Source organism: Stenotrophomonas sp. I18B00994 (assembly GCF_014145825.1).
GTDB classification, from domain to species: domain Bacteria; phylum Pseudomonadota; class Gammaproteobacteria; order Xanthomonadales; family Xanthomonadaceae; genus Stenotrophomonas; species Stenotrophomonas maltophilia.
In genome coordinates this window covers 169,863-186,075 of sequence record NZ_JACIUW010000005.1, presented here as the reverse complement: position 1 = coordinate 186,075, position 16,213 = coordinate 169,863, and the positions used below count along the sequence as shown (strand labels likewise).

Below are 16,213 nucleotides of genomic sequence, written 5' to 3'. Positions count from 1 at the left end.
GATGGACATTCGAGAGATCCGCAGCCGCAACTTTCGCCACCTGATCGAGGCCCTTGAACTGAAGGGGATCAAGGGACGCCGGGACCAAGGCGCCCAGTTGGGCGGGTTCTTGTCTGCGTCCTACGTCTCCCAGCTGCTCGGCGGGAAGTACATCGGCGACGATGTGGCCAAGAAGATCAGCATCGCATTGGGGAAGGACCACGGCTGGATGGACCGGCCCCAGTGGAGTGAAGACGGAGAGGTTTCTGTCTCACCAATCCCGGAGAATGAGACGCCACCCGGCTATGTTCGCTTCGACTTGTTCGAAGGGGGTGCGGGAATGGGCGCAGGGATGGTCAACCAGGACTACCCAGAGGTGGTGAAGACCATCGAGGTCGCAGAATGGGAAGTCCGCAGGAAGCTCGGTTACCTACCCAAGCCAGGCAGGATCCAGATCATCACCGGCCGCGGGCCGTCGATGAAACCTAAGCTCGAAGACGGCGACATTGTCTGGATCGACACCAGCTGCGACTACTTCGACGGCGACGACTACTACCTGATCAACATCGGTGGCGAGACGCAGATCAAGATGCTGCAGAAGCGCGGCGACGGTCTCTACGTCGTGAGCGTCAACACTGACTTCCCGGCCTACCGCCCGGATCCGGGCGACGTGAGCATCCTGGGGAAGGCGCTGATCCATGCAGGCCTGAGAAAGTTCTAAGTAGCGAGAAAATTTCTACTACCGTCCCAATTTGGGACAACAAGAAAGCCCCGCTGCTCGGCGGGGCTTTTCTATAGAGGCAAAAGGGGATTACGTCGCGGTCTTCAGTAGCGGCTCCAGCATGTTCTGAAGAACCCAACTCAAGATTCCCACAACGGCCGCTCCCACCGGAATCGTGATGGAGGCTATCGCCACCCACATCTTCACGGTAGTAGGCATATGAGTGATGCGCTCCTTGATCGTCGCAACATCGATTTCGACCGCGCGGAGCCGGTCATCGAACTTCGAAAAATCAGTCATAGGTTGCGGACCCGAACTCGACACAGGGGTTTCCAACGTCTTCAGAGTTGGGGCTGACGGGCTTACTCTAACAACTACCGTTCTCAGCCCCTCTGGAGAAGACGACACGACGGCGACCGGCGGCTGAACGACAAATGTCGACCCACCTGCCTTATCAATGTCCGCCATGGTCAGCTTGCCGCAGGATCAGCCGCTGCAACGTGAAGGTCTTGGGCCATGAACAAATCCCGGGCCTGTTCGGCCTTGCCCAGAGCATCTCGCATTTTGCATAGCGCGTCGCAAAACTCGCTCAGCTTTGGGACGGGAATGATCATCGTGGACACGTCTTCTCGGAAATGCTCCACGGTGTTCCCCTGAGGCGTCATCTTGGCAACCTGAACGCCTTCGTGATGGAAGAGTTCTTGTTCAAATTGCTCCTCCGTCAGGCGCATCCCTTCGCGCCAGAAAGTAACGTGGATGAACCCATCTGGGCTGGGCCCGTTGATGATCAAGCCACTAGCCATCGCGCTCGTGTACGCGTTGCTTTGAATGTGCTTTACGGTCGTCTGTGCCACTGCCTTTCCCCTGTGAGCCCTTCCTGCGCAGGCGGATCATAGCCGCGACTCTGCTCCACGTCATTAGTATCCCTACTACTTCAGTCCAGTGTCCCAGCCTGGCTCAGCCGTATCACTTGCAGGGGTGGTCGGCAGGCCAAGCAGCCCCATTCATAAAATTGTTAGCTTATAGCTGTTGACTAACGATTAGCGTGCAGCTAACGTTGCCTCCAGTCGCCCAACACCACCCCATCCCGGGGCCGGGCGCAGGAGATCACGCATGGCCACCCTTTCCCTGGGCGTCAGCAAGGCGCCACCCACCGTCGTAGCGATTCCATCCCTCGGCGTGGTCGCCATCAAGGTGGGCGCCGCCAGCCTCTACATTGAAGTGGCAGAGGCCGATCGCCTCTCGGTGGAGATCCAGCACGCTGCGCATCAGCTGAGCGGCGAAAGCCAGGACGCCGCCGCATGAGCGCCGCCCTCGCCCACCACTCCAACGCTCAGCGCGCCGCAGCTGCCGCCGGCATCGTCGCCCGCGCCGGGCGCCGCTGGGGCCTCCTCCCCTACCAGGTCGTCGTCGCCGCCAGCATCGCCGCCAATGCCGTCCTGCGGCACGGCCAGAGCGCTGCAGGCGCCGTCGCCGCCGTGCGGAGCGCAGCACGCGCACAGGCAGGTGCTGCATGAGAGCCAACAAGATGAACGCTCCCCCTACCTTTCAAAGCATGGCTGGGTTGAACTCTTCACCCTCGAGCCAGTCTTCACCACTCCGGCGCAGGACACGCTTGACCTGCGAGTCCACGACACGAGCATTGAGCCCTGAAATCAACAGGGCCACCAGTGCAAGGCAACTGCGCCGGTCCGAGAAAGTCTCTTGTGCGTCGATTAACGTCACGCCGTCGAATGTTCGCAGGCGCCATCGCCAGCCAACAGTGCCCGTCAGTTGGGCCCATAACCCTGAGCGGCGGTACACCTCGACGTACATCCAAGCTCCTCAGGAGACGATCAGCAGGCAATCGTACTGTCAAATTCGCGTGAAGCAACAGGCTGCCGAGGCCAGGGCAAGCCAACAGCTGAATCGCTTAAGGACCGCTGTCCGTGCGACGGTCAAGGGGCATCGCTGATGCGCCACCTTGCCCTGCCCATCTACTGCGCCGTCGTCGTCGGCCTGCTGCTGGCGCTGCTCGCGCGCGCCATCTACACCGATGCCGGCTCGCTACTCCCGCCCTTTGGTGCTGGCGTTGTCTTCTTCACCTGGTGCGGCGTGCGCGACCTGCGGCGCAACTGGCCCGCGTTCCGCGACGAGATGCGGCAGCGCTCGGCAGAGCGAGCGCGCACACCGCTGCCCGCCGACGACACCCACTGATCCCCTGCCCTGCGCTCTCCCCCTGTAGCGCAGGGAACCCGCGCCGGCCGGGTTCCAACAGCCGGCAACCCATTCCACATCGAGATCTGCCATGACCACTTCTGTCGTTGTCGATTTCCACACCGAACCCGAGTTCCCCAAGCTGGACAACGGCGAGCGCCCGAGGATCGAACTGATCCGCGAACAGGTCGCCAGCTACGTCGAGGGCTACACCGTGGCCAAGGGGCACAAGCCAGCACGCATCGTTCTGCAGGCCCATGACCTCATGCACTGCCAGCGGCGGGTCCGGGCTCGCATGCAGAAGCCTTATCGCGACCAGGCAAAGGCCGAGTGGCAAGAGCGTCGCAAAGCCGGGTCGAAAGAGCGCTGGCGCGACGCCAAGCCCGAGCCCGTTGCTCTGGATGGCATGACCTGGTGCGGCATCCCCATCGAAGGCGTCGGCTACAGCCGCCATCGCGCCGTCGATAAGCACTGACCCATGGCCAAGCCGGTCCAGATGGACATTTTCGACGACGACCCAGCGCGCGAGGCAGCCGCCTGGCGCGTGCAGGCGGAAGAGTCGCTGAGGCACTTCCAGTTCCCCGAATCGATCCGTCTGGAACGGCACGCCTACTACCTCGGCGTTGCCGAACAACTTGAAGCCAGGGCGCGCGGCGCGCGCTCCACCAACAGCAAGGACATGCAGGCATGAGCGATGCCAACAAGATTGCGGCGCCGGCGAGCGCTATGTCAGTACCAGCTCGAGCCCATCAGATCGCTAAGCAGAGCTTCGGCTTTCTCCATGGCGTCCTTCTGCGAAGTCACCGGAATGGCCAAGCCGGTCTGACTGGGTCCATAGATCACGTGGATAGCAGTCACCTCGCCCCTGCCGGGGCCATCGGTAGCTACACGGACCGTCACGTCTCTTCCCCTGATCTTGAAGTTCCAGTCCTCGTGCCATCGCGCTCGCTCGACCACTTAATTGCCCTGTCACAACCAACCCATTCCTCAGCATACAAGACCTCGCCGGCGTGGAGCGCGTCGTTCAATGACTGACCAGCTGCTCACCGCTGCACAGGCCAAGCACACAGCGCGCGTACTGCTGACCGAATGCCGGGCACGCCGACACGGCCTCGGCTTCTGGTTCGCCTTCAACGCTGCACAGCGCGCGCGCCTCCGCGCCGCTACCCCCGCATCGCCGCCTGCACAGCTGCGCGCTCCGGCGCAGGCTGCCCAACTGGACCTGTTCGCATGACCGCACCACTGCCCATTTCCCCGGCCACGGCTGTCGAGGCCACCAAGGCATCGTCGCCTGTCGCCGCGGTTGTCTCTGCCATGCGGCGTGTCGATCCAGCCACCGCTGTTGACGGCCGGGAGGTGCGCGCTTGGGCTGACACCCTACTGAAAGCGCTCTACACCGCTCAGCCAGTGCGCTGGGAGTACCGCAACAAGGACGATCACCGGCCCGGCTGCTGGATGCACGCCGACGCAGGGCACGTGTACGGCGCACAGCAGCGCGGCCTGGTTGTCCGCGCCCTGTTCGAAACCCCTCGCGTAATCCAGCCCGAGAAGGTCCACGACTTCCAGCGCAACGAGTGCACACGCTGCGGTATGAGCCAGGACTGGGCAGGGCCGGATTGCTTCCCACCCGACAACAAGCCCGACCCGCGCAAGCTGCTGCCTGTCGACCCGAGCTGGTTCCTTGAGCCGCTGAAGTGGATCCGGGACGCCGGCCCGGCGCCGGTCAGCACGCACGAGCGCCGCCGCAGGGCCACCGAAGCCACCTTCCTGATTGAAAAGCTCGAAGCCCACATCGAGGAGTGCAACAAGCCATGACCCAGGAACATATAAGCCACCCGGAAGGGTTGCCGAACTGCGACGCCGGCCACCGCGCGCGCCACATCCACGACAAGCGCTGCGCGTCCGCCGGCGGTGGCCACCTGGTGGAGTGCGCCTGCCGGGCGACTAGCAAGCATGCCAATCCCGACAAGGCCATCGAGGCGTGGCGCCGACTGAACCGTCCGGCTCGCAGCGCGCGCAGGGCGGAGCCGAAACTGCCAGAGAACGTGCTGCAGCTGCCGCTCTTGGCCTCGCATCGGGAGGTGCGCCGTGTCGGCGGCTGACAAGATCATGCGTCCTGGCGCACACGGCGATGTGGCCGATCTGACCGGGGCGCACACAAAGCGCAGGCAGATCCAGAACCTCGCTCGCAACGGCATCCCGCATACGATCAACGCTGCGGGCTGGCCGGTCGTGATGTGGGCGGCCGTTGATGGGTCAGCGAAGAAGCCGCCAGAGGTCGAGGGCGGTTGGACGAGCAACGCACTGAGGTCGGCGGCGTAATGGGAAGACGCTCAAAGGATCCGGGTTCGATACCCCACTTGCGTCCGCGAAAGCGGGGGAAGACCGTCTATTACTTCTTCGACCACGGCGGCAAGCCGAGGCGCGAAACTCCGCTGGGTAAAAGCTACCCGGAGGCGGTTCGGAAGTGGGCGGAGTTGATGGCGACCGAGGCCCAGGTGCCGGAGATCGTGACCTTCAAGGATGCAGCCACGCGTTACGCGCAGCTGGTCATCCCGAAGAAGCGCGCATCGACGGCGAAGGTCAACCTGGCCGAGCTGGCCAAGCTGGAGGAATTCTTCTGCAATCCGCCTGCCCCGCTGGCCAAGATTAGGCCGCTGCACGTTCGCCAGTACATGGACTGGCGAACGAAGCACGGAACGGTGGCCACGGTCAGCGCAAACCGCGAAAAGGCTCTGCTGAGCCACATGTGGAACAAGTGTAGGGAATGGGGCTTCACCGACGCGGAGAACCCTTGCAAGGGCGTGCGAGGTTACGGTGAAGTGGGCCGCGATGTGTACGTGGAAGACGACGTGTACCGGGCAGTGTGGGATGCAGCAGATCAACCGCTGCGTGATGCATTGGATCTGGCCTATCTGACTGGCCAGCGGCCGTCCGATGCGCTCAGCATGGACCGGCGTGACGTGCGCGATGGGTTCCTGCACATCAGCCAGAGCAAGACCAAGCACAAGCTGCGCATTGCCATCGAAGGTGAGCTGGCAGCGCTTCTGGCGCGGTTTGCCGCCAGGACGTTCAAGCGCCGCGGCAAGCACACGGGAGCCGTCATCGTGCACACCGCGCTGCTACTGGATGAGCATGGCCAGCCCTTGAGCAAGGGGCAGCTACGGAGCAGGTTCGATGCAGCGCGCGCCCGCGCTGGCGTCGAAAAGTCGGCCTTCCAGTTCCGCGATCTGCGAGCCAAGGCCGGCACCGACAAGGCCGATGCATCCGCAGATATTCGCCAGGCGCAGCGCCAGCTCGGTCACTCGTCGGTGGTAATGACCGAGACCTACACACGAAAGCGCAAGGGCGACCGCGTAACCCCGACGAAGTAGTTTTGCGGAAAAGATGGGCGATTGCGGAAAAACAAAAAGGGCTCCGGATCGCTCCGAAACCCTTATGTAGCAATGGTGGGCCGTGAAGGATTCGAACCTTCGACCAAAAGATTAAAAGTCTTCTGCTCTACCGACTGAGCTAACGGCCCATTGCACTGCCCCAGCCTTTCGGCGGGGTGGGCATTCTACCCTACTTTGCCGGGCCGGGTGAAACCCTGGTGCGTCGAGGTTGCCGGCCAGCGGCCGGCACTACCCGATCTGGTGAGCCCGCTTAAACCTTCTGGGCCTCACGCGCATCCCAGCTGTGATTCCTGCCCGGAGCCACGGATGCGCCTGCCCTTCTGCCTCATTGCCGCCCTATTGCTGCCCTGTACGGCACTGTCCGCCCCATCCCAGGTCGCCACCGACGACATCGGCCGCTTCTGGGCCACCTATGACGCGGTGCGCGCCGAGCCGGACGTTGAACGCCAGGTCGCACTGGTGCAGGAGCGCTACATCGATCCAGGCAGCCCTGGCCTGCATGCGCTGATGCAGGTCCGCAACTACACCGCCCGCGAATACGCCGAGGCCATGCGTGCGTGGCCGCGCTTCTGGACGTCGGTACGCCCATTGACCACCAACGCGCAGCAGGCCAGCGCCACACTGGAACGGGACCTGGCCGCCTTCCGCACGCTCTACCCCGCCCTGCGCCCGGCCACCATCACCTATGCCGTGGGCGTGCTTCGCACCGGTGGCACCACGCTGGGTGACAAGGTACTGATCGGTGCGGAGATGGCGCTGGGCGATGAGCGCGTGGACGTGAGCGAGCTGCCGGAGCCGATGCGCAGCCGCCTGCGGATCTTCTACGACAGCCGTCCGGGGGCGAACAACGCGCAGAACAACCTGCACGAGTATGTGCATACCCAGCAGCGCGAAACTACCGGCAGCCTGGCGCAGTACGCGGTGCGCGAAGGCGTGGCGGAGTATGTGGCCGAACGGCTGAGCGGGCGTCGGCCAGCGTTGCCGCTGTACAGCTACGGGCCCGCGCACGAAGCGGAAATCCGCGCGCGTTTCGTCGCTGAAATGGACGGCGGGGATCTGGACAACTGGCTGTACAACAGCGCCGGTAATCCGTTCGGGGTAAGTGATGTGGGGTACTACGCCGGCTACCGCATCGCGCAGGAGTACATGCGCCAGCAAGCCGACGAGAAAGCCGGTGTCGCGCGGATGATCGAGCTGAACTATGCCGATCCGAAGGCGGTGCGGGCGTTTATTGAAGCGTCGGGGTGGCTGCGGCAACGGTAGCGCCGGGCCATGCCTGGCGGGTCAGGGAGTGCGAACCAAGGTTCGCACCCACCGAGGAGCAGTTCGCCCCCACCATCTGGGAATTCACACCCATCAGGGAAGCCGGCCAGCGGCCGGCACTACCAGGGGCGATCAGGCGTACAGCGTCGGGTCGGGCACGCCGGCTTCGGCGAAACCCTGCGCGCGCAGGAGGCACGCATCGCAGTGGCCGCAGGCGGCGCCGTTGGCGTCGGCGTTGTAGCAGGACACGGTCAGGCCGAAGTCCACGCCCAGGCGCACGCCTTCGCTGACGATCTGGCCCTTGCTGAGGAACTGCAGCGGTGCGTGCACCTTGATGCCCGCGCCCTCCACCCCTGACTTGGTGGCCAGGTTGGCCAGCGCCTGGAACGCGGCCACGAACTCGGGGCGGCAGTCCGGATAGCCGGAATAATCCACCGCGTTGACGCCGCAGAAGATGTCGTTGGCGCCGAGCACTTCGGCCCAGCCCAGGGCCAGCGACAGCATGATGGTGTTGCGCGCCGGTACGTAGGTGACCGGAATGCCGGCACCGCCGGCCTCGGGCACGTCGATGTCATCGGTGAGCGCCGAGCCACCGATGCTGCGCAGGTCCACGTCCACGGTCTTGTGCGCGACCACGCCCTGGGCCTTGGCCACGCGGGCGGCGGCATCCAGTTCGGAGGTATGGCGCTGGCCATAGCGCACGCTCAGGGCATGCACGGCAAAGCCCTGTTCCTGGGCCATGGCGATGACGGCGGCTGAATCCATGCCGCCGGAGAGAAGCACGACTGCCTTCTTCATGGGTAAAACATCCGGTTGGGAGGGGAAAGCCAGCACGCTGTCCCGCGCCGGAGCTACATCAGGGAACGCCGCGCGGGCTCATCGGCCCGGCTCGTCGTTCCACAGGATTTTATGCAACTGCATCTGGAAGCGCACCGGCAGGCGGTCTTCGACGATCCAGTCGGCCAGCTGCCGCGCGGTGACCTCGCCCTTGCTGGGCGAGAAGAACACGGTGCAGCGCTTCACCAGCTCGTGCTCGGCGACCAAGGCCTTGGCCCAGTCGTAGTCCTCGCGGCTGCAGATGACGAACTTGATCTGGTCGCGTGCGGTCAGCAGCGGCAGGTTTTCCCAGCGGTTGCGCGCCACTTCGGCCGACCCCGGGGTCTTGATGTCGACCACGCGCGATACACGCGGGTCCACCGCGCTGACGTCCAGCGCGCCGGAGGTTTCCAGCGAGACGTCCATGCCGGCGTCGCACAGCTTCTGCAGCAGCACCAGGCAGCGTTTCTGCGCCAGCGGCTCGCCGCCGGTCACGCAGACGTGGCGCACGCCCTGGGCCAACACCTCGGCCACGATGTCGTCGATGTCCCACCAAGTGCCGCCATGGAAGGCATAGGCCGTATCGCAGTACTGGCAGCGCAGCGGGCAGCCGGTCAGGCGCACGAACACGGTCGGCCAGCCGGCGGTATCGGCTTCGCCCTGCAGCGAGGTGAAGATCTCGGTGATCTTCAGGCGCGGCAGCGGCGACTGCACGATGTCGCTGGGGGTGGCGACGGCGTTGGACGGAGTAACGGCGGTCATGGCAAACAATTCTTCATGGGACGGGCGACCGATTTATCGGCGCCGGAAACGAAAGCAGCCGAGCATGGGCTCGGCTCTACAGGAGGCTGCCGGAAATCAGCCCGGCGCCAGGGTACGCATTGTACGCCCGGTCAGCGGATCAACGGATCTGCTTGCCGAGGCGGATGGACTGCAGCCGATCCTGGGCGGTGCGCGCGGCGTCCGAGCCCGGGTACTGCGCCACGACGCTCTCCAGCGTCTGCTGGGCCTGGTCGACCTTGCCCTCGCCATACTGCGAGAGGCCAACCTTGAGCAGGCCGCCAGCGGCCTTGTCGTGGGTCGGATAGCGCGCGAGCAGTTCACGGAACTGGGTCTCGGCCATCGGGAAATTGCGGGTGGCGTAGTAGCTCTCGCCCAGCCAGTACAGCGCGTTCGGCGCGTAGACGCCGTTCGGGTACAGCTGCAGGAAGCTCAGGAAAAGCTGCGCCGAATCATCGTACTTGCCGGCCTTCAGCGAATCGAAGGCGACGTTGTAGGAGGTGCGCTCGTCGCCGGTGGCGGCAAGGCTGCCGGCATCACCATGGACGGAAGGCGGCCGCTCGGAAGTGGCCGCCGCTGCGGGTTTTGCCGGGGCCGGTGCGGCCTTCGGCGCGCTCGCCGGAACGGGCGGCAGGGCCGGGGCCGCATTGCCCCCTTCCAACCGGTTCAGGCGGCTGTCCAGATCCAGGTACTGGTCCTGGGCGGACTGCTTGAGCTGGGCGTTGTCGTGCTGCAACTGCTCGATCGAGGCCTGCAGGCTGGTGACCTGCTGCCGCAGCTGGTTGATCTGGTTCAACAGGTCCTGGTTGGCACTGTTGTTGTACATCTGCTGCTCGAGCGCGCCGACACGGTCAGCCAGGCTCTGTCGCTGTGCATGCGCCGGTGCGGCAGCCACGAGGGCTGCCGCAACGACCAGCATCAGTTTGATGCCAATGCGCATGGATTACTGCGCGGTGTAGACGATTTCGACGCGACGGTTCTGCGACCAGCAGGACTCGTTCGACTCGGTGCAGACCGGACGCTCTTCACCGTAGGAAACGACGGTCAGCTGCGAAGCCGAGCCACCGTTGGCCTGCAGGGCCGAGTTGACGCCGTTGCCACGACGCTCACCCAGGGCCTGGTTGTAGGCGCGCGAACCGCGCTCGTCGGTGTGACCCTGCAGGGTGATGCGCGAGGACGGACGGTCACGCAGGTACTTGGCATGGCACGCCATGATGGCCTGGAATTCCGGCTTCACGTCTTCCTTGTCCAGGTCGAAGTAGACAACGCGCTGGCGCAGGCAAGCGTCGGTATCCAGGTCGCCCGGGCCGTACAGGCCCGAGGTCGACGGACCGGTCGGGGTGGTGGTCGAGGTGCCGGTGTCGACCGGGGCTGCCGGCTCTTCCTTCACCTTCTTCGAGCAACCGGCCAGGACGGCCACAGACAGCAGGGAAACAAGCAGAACGCGGGTGGACTTGTTCATGGCGATACCTTTGTGGCTCCTAGGCCGATGAGGGGTTCAAGACAACGAAAATATTAACACTCTTTTAGCGCTGGGTACGGTATGGGGACCATGCCGGCTCGCGCACATCACCATCGGCCAGGACCAGGCGCTGGCGAACCCGCGCATCGGCCGAGACGGCATACAACACACCACGGCCACCTTCGCGGGCGGCGTACAACACCATGCTCGCGTTGGGCGCAAAGCTCGGCGATTCATCCAGCGAGCCCGGGGACAGCGTGCTCCAGCGCGGCGAACCCAGCGAGCTGTCCATCACCGCGATCTTGTAGCTGTTGCCCGAGCCCTGGGCGACGGCGATCTTCTTGCCGTCGTAGGACACCGAGGGCTTGGCATTGTAGTTGCCCTGGAAGGTCACGCGCTCGGCGCTGCCGCCGCCCGCGCCGACCTTGTAGACCTGCGGACGGCCGCCGCGGTCGGAGGTGAAGTACACCGCGCTGCCGTCCGGCGCCCAGGTCGGCTCGGTATCGATGGCGAAGTGGTTGGTCAGCTGCGTCAGCTGCTTGCTGCCCAGGTCCATCACGTAGATTTCCGGGTTGCCCGAACGCGACAGGGTCAGGGCCAGCTTGCGGCCGTCCGGCGAGAACGCCGGGGCGCTGTTGATGCCGCGGAAGCTGGTGACGAGCTCACGCGCGCCGGTACCGATGTTCTGGATGTAGATGGCCGAATTGCCACGCTCGAAGCTGACGTAGGCCAGCTTGCTGCCATCCGGGCTCCACGACGGCGACAGCAGCGGCTCGGCCGAACGCACGATGGTCTGCGGATTGAAGCCATCGGAGTCGGCCACCATCAGCGCGTAGCGCATGGCGTCGCCCTTGCCGCTGGCGGTCACGTAGGCGATGCGGGTCCAGAAGGCGCCGCGCACGCCGGTGATCTTTTCGTAGATGGCGTCGGCCATCTGGTGGGCAACGTCGCGCATGGCGTTGCCACGGGCGGTCATCGCCAGGCCCAGCAGGCGCTCGCCCTTGGGTACGTCGAACAGTTCGTACTCGACGCGGTAGGCGCCGGCACCGGCGTCGAGCACGCGGCCGACCACGATGTAGTTCTGCTTCAGCGCGCGCCAGGTGGCGAACTGGATGTCGCCGCCGCGCACCGGCTTCTCGACGATCTGCGCTTCGGGCAGCGTACGGAACTGGCCCGAGCGCTCCAGGTCGGCACGGACCACGCCGGCGACGTCGGTCTGCGGTGCAGCCGACGACCCCTGGTAAGGCATCGGCACGATGGTGATCGGCAGCGCGGAAGCATTGCCGCCGATGATGTCGATATCCAGCCCCTTCTGCTGCGCGACGGCAGCAAAGGGCAGCAACAGGGCCGCAAACACGGCAAGCCAGCGAGGCATCTTTTTCATGGAGCGCTCAATAGGGGGAAACCGGAACGAGGGATAACAAAGCGGCAGTGAACCGCTTCGCAATCATGAACCAAGGGTACGTGAATTCCGGGTCAGTTCCAGCCCGTCCTCTCACGCACCGTTAACGTCGTGGCTAACATCGCGCCCGTCTGCCCCGTCACACCGCCCTGCGGGGCGGTGTTCGACAGCAGCCGACAGCCTGCCCGGTCGAGACCTGGCCTGCCAGAGGCAAGCGCGACATCCGTGGACGCGGGCAGCGGAGAGCCACCCTGCCCTGCCCGCCTCAGCGATCCTGGGCGGTGAAGGTGAAGTTGAGCGTGCGTGCGAACACCGACTCGAAGCCGCGGTACGGCAGCGGCTGCGCGTTGAGCACGGCGGCCTCGATCGAGCGCTTGCCGGCCTCGTCGTACGGGCAGTTCGGGCTGACCTTGGCCTGCATCACCGTACCACCCGGAATCTGGGTGATGGTGATCTGGCAGCGCTGGCCCAACGGCACCGTATCCGGGCGCACCCACTGCGACAGCACCTTGGCCTGGATGGCGGCTGCGTACTTGGCCGAAAGGTCGTCGCTGTTGCCACCGCCACCGGCGGCCGGCTGCGAGGCACCACTGGAACCGGCAGCGGCACTGCCTGCGGCATTGCGCGCGGCGGCCACCTGGCGCAGCTTCTGCTCGGCCAGCTTGGCTTCCTTCTCGGCCTGCTCGCGGCGGGCACGGAGCTCGGCGATCTTCTTCTGCTTCTCGGCCTCGGCCTTGTCAGCGGCCACGCGCTCCTGCTCGGCCTGCTTCTTCTTCTCGTCCGCTTCCTGCTGCTTGGCCAGGCGCAGCTTCTGCTCGGCTTCTTCCTGGCGCTTGCGTTCGGTCAGGTCGATCTGTTCCTGGCGGCGCTTGGCTTCCTGTTCCTGCTTGGCCTTCTCCTGGGAGATGGCCAGCGCACTCACCGCTTCCTGATCCTTGGTATCCGGCTGCGCGACACGCTCCTGCGCCTGTTGCTGCTGCGGCGTGGGGGCGTCCTGTGGGCGCGGTTCCGGGATCGGCTGCGGCGGCGGAATGGTGTCTTCCGGCACCGGGATGGGCTCGGCCACCGGCGGCGGCAGGTCTTCCAGCTTTTCCGACTGGCGCAGGGCCTGGCGCGCAGCGGAGGCCTCCGACGCGGACAGCGCCAGGCTGGCCTCGACCGACGGATCACCGGCGGCGGCGTCGGTGTTGCGCTCGGGCGACCAGAACCAGGCCACGATGAAGACCAGCGCGACCAGCAGGTGCACCAGCAACGCCAACGCCAGGGGCAGGCCCCAGCCGGGTTCGCGCTGATGCGGGGGTGGCAGGGCGTCAGCGTGCATCGGTGGCCAGGCCTACCTTGTCTACCTTGGCGCGCTTGATCACATCCATCGCGGCAATGACCTTTTCATAGGCCACGGCACGGTCGGCGGCGACGATCACGCGCACGCCCTTGTCCTGGGCGGCGATGCCGGCCAGGCGGCCTTCCAGTTCCTCGGCCGACACGGCGGTCGGTTCCTTGGCATCGGGCAGCTTCAGGCTGAGCTGGCCGTCCTGCCGCACCGAGACGATCACCGGGTCCTGCTTGCTCTCCAGCGCCTTGGCGTTGGACTGCGGCAGGTCGACGTCGAAGCTCAGGGTGAGCAGCGGCGCGGTGACCATGAAGATGATCAGCAGCACCAGCATGACGTCGATGTAGGGAACGACGTTGATTTCCGATTTCAGCTTGCGGCGCTTGCGGCGACCGATGGCAGCGGACATGGCTTGGACTCCCGGGTCAGGCGCTTACTCGTCGCCAGCGCTCTGGCGCTGCAGGATGGAGCTGAACTCTTCGGCAAAGGTCTCGAACCGCACCGACATGCGCTCAACGCGCGTGGTGAAGCGGTTGTAGGCCCACACCGCCGGGATCGCCACGAACAGGCCGATGGCGGTAGCGAACAGTGCCTCGGAGATGCCCGGCGCGACGGCGGCGATGCCGGCCTGCGCCCCACTGCTGATCATGTCGTGCATGGTCACCATGATGCCGAACACGGTGCCGACCAGGCCCACGTACGGCGCGGTCGAACCGATGTTGGCCAGCAGTTCCAGGTTGCGCTCGAGCTGGTCCACTTCGCGGGTATAGGTGGTGCGCATCGCGCGCTGCGCGCCTTCCAGCTGTGCGCGGCCATCCAGGCGGCGCTTGTCACGCAGGCGGGTGTATTCGCGGAACCCTGCTTCGAAGATGGCTTCCAGGCCGGTCACGCTGCGGCTGCGGTCGGTGGCCGCACTGTACAGCTTGCCCAGGTCCGCGCCGGACCAGAAGCGGTTCTCGAACTCGTCGGCTTCGCGGGTGGCCTGCTTGAACACGCGGGCCTTGCGGAAAATGATCACCCAGCTGACGAACGAGCCGACCAGCAGCAGCAGCACGATGATCTTCACCGGCAGGCTGGCCTTGGCCATCAGTTCGAGGTAGTTGATGCCGCCGCCGGTGGTGGCCTGGGCAAGGGTCTGTGTCGCGGCGTTGCTGACGTCGGCCGGCAGTGCCTCGGTGACCGTGGCCTGCAGGGCCAGGAGCGTTGCGATCATCCGTTGTTCCTCAGTGTTCGGATTCGGGGTGGAGGTGGGGTTGCAGCACGGCAAGGACGGCCTCGTCCATGCCACGCGGGCGGAAACTGGCCGCGTCCAGTGCGGCGATGCGGACCTGGGCCGACAGCAGCAGCTCGCCGTCGCGCAGGATCTGCTGGTCGAAGACCATGCTGGCCTTCTTCAGCTGGACCAGGCGGGCAGTCACCTGCAGGGTGTCATCCAGCCGTGCCGGCCTGACGAAATCCATCTGCATCGAGCGCACCGCGAAGACCATCCCGTGCTCGGCGCGCATGCGCTCCTGGCCGTAGCCGAGCGCGCGCATCCATTCGGTCCGGGCCCGTTCCATGAAGGCCACGTAGCGGGCGTGGTAGACCACGCCGCCAGCGTCGGTATCTTCCCAGTAAATGCGTGTCGGCCAACTGAATAGTGGCTCAACCGACATCGGGAACCTCCGCGAACAGGTCCTGCGGCGGGTTCTTCGGCTTCAGACCCATGTGCCGGTAGGCTTTGTGGGTGGCCATGCGGCCACGCGCGGTACGCACCAGGAAGCCCTGCTGGATCAGGTACGGCTCGACCACGTCTTCCAGCGTGCCACGCTCTTCGGACAGCGCCGCGGCCAGCGATTCGATGCCGACCGGGCCACCGTCGAAGTAGTCCACCATCGTTTTCAGCAGGCGCCGGTCAAGCTCGTCGAAGCCTTCCGGGTCGACCTTGAGCATCTTCATCGCGGCCTGGGCCACGGGCTCGTCGATGTGGCCACCGGCCTTGACCTGCGCATAGTCGCGCACGCGTCGGAGCAGGCGGTTGGCGATACGCGGGGTACCACGCGCGCGGCGCGCGATCTCCCCTGCCCCATCGGCGGTGCAGTCGATGCCGAGGATGCTGGCGGAGCGGCGCACGATACGGGTCAGTTCCTCGACGCTGTAGAACTCCAGGCGCTGGACGATGCCGAAGCGGTCGCGCAGCGGCGCGGTCAGCAGGCCAGCGCGGGTGGTGGCGCCGATCAGGGTGAACGGCGGCAGGTCGATCTTGATCGAGCGGGCGGCGGGGCCCTCGCCGATCATGATGTCGATCTGGAAATCTTCCATCGCCGGGTACAGCACTTCCTCGACCACCGGCGACAGGCGATGGATCTCGTCGATGAACAGCACGTCGTGCGGCTGCAGGTTGGTCAGCAGCGCAGCCAGGTCGCCGGCCTTTTCGATCACCGGGCCGGAGGTCACCCGCAGGGCCACGCCCAGTTCGTTGGCAATGACATGGCTGAGGGTGGTCTTGCCCAGGCCCGGCGGCCCGAAGATCAGTACGTGGTCGAGCGCGTCGCCACGCCCCTTGGCCGCCTGGATGTAGATTTCCATCTGCTCGCGCACCGGCACCTGGCCGAGGTAGTCGGCAAGGCGCTTTGGGCGGATGCTGGCGTCGGCGGCGTCATCCTCGCGGGTGGCGCCGGCGCCGATGATGCGGTCGTCGGTCATGTGCTGATTATGCGGCAAAAGTGCGGGTTTCGGCCGGGCTGCGCCCGGCACCCGCAGAGGCAACAGCAACGGCAACATCCAGAGCAACAGCCGAAGCGGGCTTCCTGGGGAATGGCGGGGTGGGTCCGCTTGCGGGGGACGCTGCAAGTACGTCCATGTAAGCTCGGTCGCCGCATCCATGCGG

Annotated in this window: 25 protein-coding genes and 1 tRNA gene; 12 read left to right on the top strand and 14 right to left on the bottom strand. The window is 65.4% G+C overall.

The window, feature by feature from the left end; all coding sequences use genetic code 11:
- Position 1: 1 nt before the first annotated feature.
- Positions 2-700, top strand: a complete 699-nt coding sequence (locus H4O10_RS07610; RefSeq protein WP_182680975.1) for a helix-turn-helix transcriptional regulator — start codon at positions 2-4, stop codon at positions 698-700.
- Positions 701-790: 90 nt separating this feature from the next.
- Here H4O10_RS07610 and H4O10_RS07605 read toward each other — a convergent pair whose 3' ends face one another.
- Positions 791-1,000, bottom strand: coding sequence for a hypothetical protein (locus H4O10_RS07605; protein WP_182680974.1), 210 nt, complete (start codon positions 998-1,000; stop codon positions 791-793).
- A gap of 170 nt (positions 1,001-1,170) precedes the next feature.
- On the bottom strand, positions 1,171-1,554 hold the full coding sequence (locus tag H4O10_RS07600) for a hypothetical protein (protein WP_182680973.1): 384 nt from the start codon (positions 1,552-1,554) through the stop codon (positions 1,171-1,173).
- Positions 1,555-1,813: 259 nt separating this feature from the next.
- Here H4O10_RS07600 and H4O10_RS07595 point away from each other — a divergent pair, with 259 nt between their 5' ends.
- Together H4O10_RS07595 and H4O10_RS07590 are read left to right on the top strand one after the other, a co-directional pair.
- On the top strand, positions 1,814-2,005 hold the full coding sequence (locus H4O10_RS07595) for a hypothetical protein (RefSeq protein ID WP_058982046.1): 192 nt from the start codon (positions 1,814-1,816) through the stop codon (positions 2,003-2,005).
- Positions 2,002-2,217 (top strand): hypothetical protein, encoded by a 216-nt coding sequence (locus H4O10_RS07590; protein ID WP_182680972.1) that lies wholly within the window; start codon positions 2,002-2,004, stop codon positions 2,215-2,217. The genes H4O10_RS07595 and H4O10_RS07590 overlap by 4 nt, the downstream gene beginning before the upstream one ends.
- A gap of 31 nt (positions 2,218-2,248) precedes the next feature.
- Here the strand turns inward: H4O10_RS07590 and H4O10_RS07585 are convergent, their stop codons facing one another.
- Positions 2,249-2,515, bottom strand: a complete 267-nt coding sequence (locus H4O10_RS07585; RefSeq protein ID WP_134709539.1) for a hypothetical protein — start codon at positions 2,513-2,515, stop codon at positions 2,249-2,251.
- A gap of 138 nt (positions 2,516-2,653) precedes the next feature.
- On the opposite strand from H4O10_RS07585, the gene H4O10_RS07580 reads away from it, so the two are divergent.
- The 8 genes from H4O10_RS07580 (at position 2,654) to H4O10_RS07545 (ending at position 6,270) form a co-directional block, all read left to right on the top strand.
- Complete coding sequence (locus H4O10_RS07580; protein WP_182680971.1) at positions 2,654-2,896, top strand: hypothetical protein; 243 nt, start codon at positions 2,654-2,656, stop codon at positions 2,894-2,896.
- Positions 2,897-2,987: 91 nt separating this feature from the next.
- A complete protein-coding gene (locus H4O10_RS07575) occupies positions 2,988-3,371 on the top strand; it encodes a hypothetical protein (protein WP_182680970.1) in 384 nt (127 codons plus the stop codon).
- A 3-nt stretch (positions 3,372-3,374) separates the two neighbouring features.
- Positions 3,375-3,587, top strand: coding sequence for a hypothetical protein (locus H4O10_RS07570; RefSeq protein ID WP_161771697.1), 213 nt, complete (start codon positions 3,375-3,377; stop codon positions 3,585-3,587).
- 336 nt (positions 3,588-3,923) lie between these two features.
- On the top strand, positions 3,924-4,130 hold the full coding sequence (locus H4O10_RS07565; protein ID WP_182680969.1) for a hypothetical protein: 207 nt from the start codon (positions 3,924-3,926) through the stop codon (positions 4,128-4,130).
- Positions 4,127-4,711 (top strand): hypothetical protein, encoded by a 585-nt coding sequence (locus H4O10_RS07560; RefSeq protein WP_182680968.1) that lies wholly within the window; start codon positions 4,127-4,129, stop codon positions 4,709-4,711. Before H4O10_RS07565 ends, H4O10_RS07560 begins: the two co-directional genes overlap by 4 nt.
- Positions 4,708-4,998, top strand: a complete 291-nt coding sequence (locus tag H4O10_RS07555; RefSeq protein ID WP_182680967.1) for a hypothetical protein — start codon at positions 4,708-4,710, stop codon at positions 4,996-4,998. The genes H4O10_RS07560 and H4O10_RS07555 overlap by 4 nt, the downstream gene beginning before the upstream one ends.
- On the top strand, positions 4,985-5,218 hold the full coding sequence (locus H4O10_RS07550; protein WP_204304110.1) for a DUF4224 domain-containing protein: 234 nt from the start codon (positions 4,985-4,987) through the stop codon (positions 5,216-5,218). The genes H4O10_RS07555 and H4O10_RS07550 overlap by 14 nt, the downstream gene beginning before the upstream one ends.
- Positions 5,218-6,270, top strand: coding sequence for a tyrosine-type recombinase/integrase (locus H4O10_RS07545; RefSeq protein ID WP_111118592.1), 1,053 nt, complete (start codon positions 5,218-5,220; stop codon positions 6,268-6,270). The genes H4O10_RS07550 and H4O10_RS07545 overlap by 1 nt, the downstream gene beginning before the upstream one ends.
- Positions 6,271-6,343: 73 nt before the next feature.
- Here the strand turns inward: H4O10_RS07545 and H4O10_RS07540 are convergent.
- Positions 6,344-6,419, bottom strand: a tRNA-Lys gene (locus H4O10_RS07540).
- Between the two features lie 178 nt (positions 6,420-6,597).
- Between H4O10_RS07540 and H4O10_RS07535 the strand changes: the two genes are divergently transcribed.
- Positions 6,598-7,554, top strand: a complete 957-nt coding sequence (locus H4O10_RS07535; protein WP_049404671.1) for a DUF2268 domain-containing putative Zn-dependent protease — start codon at positions 6,598-6,600, stop codon at positions 7,552-7,554.
- A gap of 132 nt (positions 7,555-7,686) precedes the next feature.
- On the opposite strand, the gene queC is transcribed toward H4O10_RS07535, so the two are convergent.
- The 10 genes from queC to ruvB form a co-directional block, all read right to left on the bottom strand.
- The gene (queC, locus tag H4O10_RS07530) at positions 7,687-8,352 is read right to left on the bottom strand and encodes a 7-cyano-7-deazaguanine synthase QueC (protein ID WP_049454750.1); all 666 of its coding nucleotides are present in this window, start codon (positions 8,350-8,352) and stop codon (positions 7,687-7,689) included.
- A gap of 78 nt (positions 8,353-8,430) precedes the next feature.
- The gene (gene queE, locus H4O10_RS07525; protein WP_033832979.1) at positions 8,431-9,132 is read right to left on the bottom strand and encodes a 7-carboxy-7-deazaguanine synthase QueE; all 702 of its coding nucleotides are present in this window, start codon (positions 9,130-9,132) and stop codon (positions 8,431-8,433) included.
- A gap of 139 nt (positions 9,133-9,271) precedes the next feature.
- Positions 9,272-10,090 carry a tol-pal system protein YbgF gene (ybgF, locus tag H4O10_RS07520; RefSeq protein WP_005414274.1) on the bottom strand — a complete coding sequence of 273 codons (819 nt, stop codon included), beginning with the start codon at positions 10,088-10,090 and terminating at the stop codon, positions 9,272-9,274.
- Between the two features lie 3 nt (positions 10,091-10,093).
- A complete protein-coding gene (pal, locus tag H4O10_RS07515) occupies positions 10,094-10,612 on the bottom strand; it encodes a peptidoglycan-associated lipoprotein Pal (RefSeq protein WP_005410748.1) in 519 nt (172 codons plus the stop codon).
- Positions 10,613-10,676: 64 nt separating this feature from the next.
- On the bottom strand, positions 10,677-11,996 hold the full coding sequence (gene tolB, locus H4O10_RS07510) for a Tol-Pal system beta propeller repeat protein TolB (protein WP_005410749.1): 1,320 nt from the start codon (positions 11,994-11,996) through the stop codon (positions 10,677-10,679).
- Positions 11,997-12,279: 283 nt separating this feature from the next.
- Positions 12,280-13,335, bottom strand: coding sequence for a cell envelope integrity protein TolA (tolA, locus tag H4O10_RS07505; protein WP_049454748.1), 1,056 nt, complete (start codon positions 13,333-13,335; stop codon positions 12,280-12,282).
- Complete coding sequence (gene tolR / locus H4O10_RS07500; RefSeq protein ID WP_005410751.1) at positions 13,325-13,753, bottom strand: protein TolR; 429 nt, start codon at positions 13,751-13,753, stop codon at positions 13,325-13,327. Before tolR ends, tolA begins: the two co-directional genes overlap by 11 nt.
- Positions 13,754-13,777: 24 nt before the next feature.
- A complete protein-coding gene (gene tolQ, locus H4O10_RS07495) occupies positions 13,778-14,557 on the bottom strand; it encodes a protein TolQ (RefSeq protein WP_005410752.1) in 780 nt (259 codons plus the stop codon).
- A gap of 10 nt (positions 14,558-14,567) precedes the next feature.
- Positions 14,568-14,999 carry a tol-pal system-associated acyl-CoA thioesterase gene (gene ybgC / locus H4O10_RS07490; RefSeq protein ID WP_033832981.1) on the bottom strand — a complete coding sequence of 144 codons (432 nt, stop codon included), beginning with the start codon at positions 14,997-14,999 and terminating at the stop codon, positions 14,568-14,570.
- A complete protein-coding gene (gene ruvB, locus H4O10_RS07485; protein ID WP_005410754.1) occupies positions 14,989-16,029 on the bottom strand; it encodes a Holliday junction branch migration DNA helicase RuvB in 1,041 nt (346 codons plus the stop codon). The genes ybgC and ruvB overlap by 11 nt, the downstream gene beginning before the upstream one ends.
- Positions 16,030-16,213: the final 184 nt, after the last annotated feature.

Bases quoted from the DNA above. Each gene is read 5' to 3' on its own strand.
- H4O10_RS07610 (WP_182680975.1), top strand. From the start codon at position 2: ATGGACATTCGAGAGATCCGCAGCCGCAACTTTCGCCACCTGATCGAG.
- H4O10_RS07605 (WP_182680974.1), bottom strand. From the start codon at position 1,000: ATGACTGATTTTTCGAAGTTCGATGACCGGCTCCGCGCGGTCGAAATC.
- H4O10_RS07595 (WP_058982046.1), top strand. From the start codon at position 1,814: ATGGCCACCCTTTCCCTGGGCGTCAGCAAGGCGCCACCCACCGTCGTA.
- H4O10_RS07590 (WP_182680972.1), top strand. From the start codon at position 2,002: ATGAGCGCCGCCCTCGCCCACCACTCCAACGCTCAGCGCGCCGCAGCT.
- H4O10_RS07585 (WP_134709539.1), bottom strand. From the start codon at position 2,515: ATGTACGTCGAGGTGTACCGCCGCTCAGGGTTATGGGCCCAACTGACG.
- H4O10_RS07580 (WP_182680971.1), top strand. From the start codon at position 2,654: ATGCGCCACCTTGCCCTGCCCATCTACTGCGCCGTCGTCGTCGGCCTG.
- H4O10_RS07575 (WP_182680970.1), top strand. From the start codon at position 2,988: ATGACCACTTCTGTCGTTGTCGATTTCCACACCGAACCCGAGTTCCCC.
- H4O10_RS07570 (WP_161771697.1), top strand. From the start codon at position 3,375: ATGGCCAAGCCGGTCCAGATGGACATTTTCGACGACGACCCAGCGCGC.
- H4O10_RS07565 (WP_182680969.1), top strand. From the start codon at position 3,924: ATGACTGACCAGCTGCTCACCGCTGCACAGGCCAAGCACACAGCGCGC.
- H4O10_RS07560 (WP_182680968.1), top strand. From the start codon at position 4,127: ATGACCGCACCACTGCCCATTTCCCCGGCCACGGCTGTCGAGGCCACC.
- H4O10_RS07555 (WP_182680967.1), top strand. From the start codon at position 4,708: ATGACCCAGGAACATATAAGCCACCCGGAAGGGTTGCCGAACTGCGAC.
- H4O10_RS07545 (WP_111118592.1), top strand. From the start codon at position 5,218: ATGGGAAGACGCTCAAAGGATCCGGGTTCGATACCCCACTTGCGTCCG.
- H4O10_RS07535 (WP_049404671.1), top strand. From the start codon at position 6,598: ATGCGCCTGCCCTTCTGCCTCATTGCCGCCCTATTGCTGCCCTGTACG.
- queC (WP_049454750.1), bottom strand. From the start codon at position 8,352: ATGAAGAAGGCAGTCGTGCTTCTCTCCGGCGGCATGGATTCAGCCGCC.
- queE (WP_033832979.1), bottom strand. From the start codon at position 9,132: ATGACCGCCGTTACTCCGTCCAACGCCGTCGCCACCCCCAGCGACATC.
- ybgF (WP_005414274.1), bottom strand. From the start codon at position 10,090: ATGCGCATTGGCATCAAACTGATGCTGGTCGTTGCGGCAGCCCTCGTG.
- pal (WP_005410748.1), bottom strand. From the start codon at position 10,612: ATGAACAAGTCCACCCGCGTTCTGCTTGTTTCCCTGCTGTCTGTGGCC.
- tolB (WP_005410749.1), bottom strand. From the start codon at position 11,996: ATGAAAAAGATGCCTCGCTGGCTTGCCGTGTTTGCGGCCCTGTTGCTG.
- tolA (WP_049454748.1), bottom strand. From the start codon at position 13,335: ATGCACGCTGACGCCCTGCCACCCCCGCATCAGCGCGAACCCGGCTGG.
- tolR (WP_005410751.1), bottom strand. From the start codon at position 13,753: ATGTCCGCTGCCATCGGTCGCCGCAAGCGCCGCAAGCTGAAATCGGAA.
- tolQ (WP_005410752.1), bottom strand. From the start codon at position 14,557: ATGATCGCAACGCTCCTGGCCCTGCAGGCCACGGTCACCGAGGCACTG.
- ybgC (WP_033832981.1), bottom strand. From the start codon at position 14,999: ATGTCGGTTGAGCCACTATTCAGTTGGCCGACACGCATTTACTGGGAA.
- ruvB (WP_005410754.1), bottom strand. From the start codon at position 16,029: ATGACCGACGACCGCATCATCGGCGCCGGCGCCACCCGCGAGGATGAC.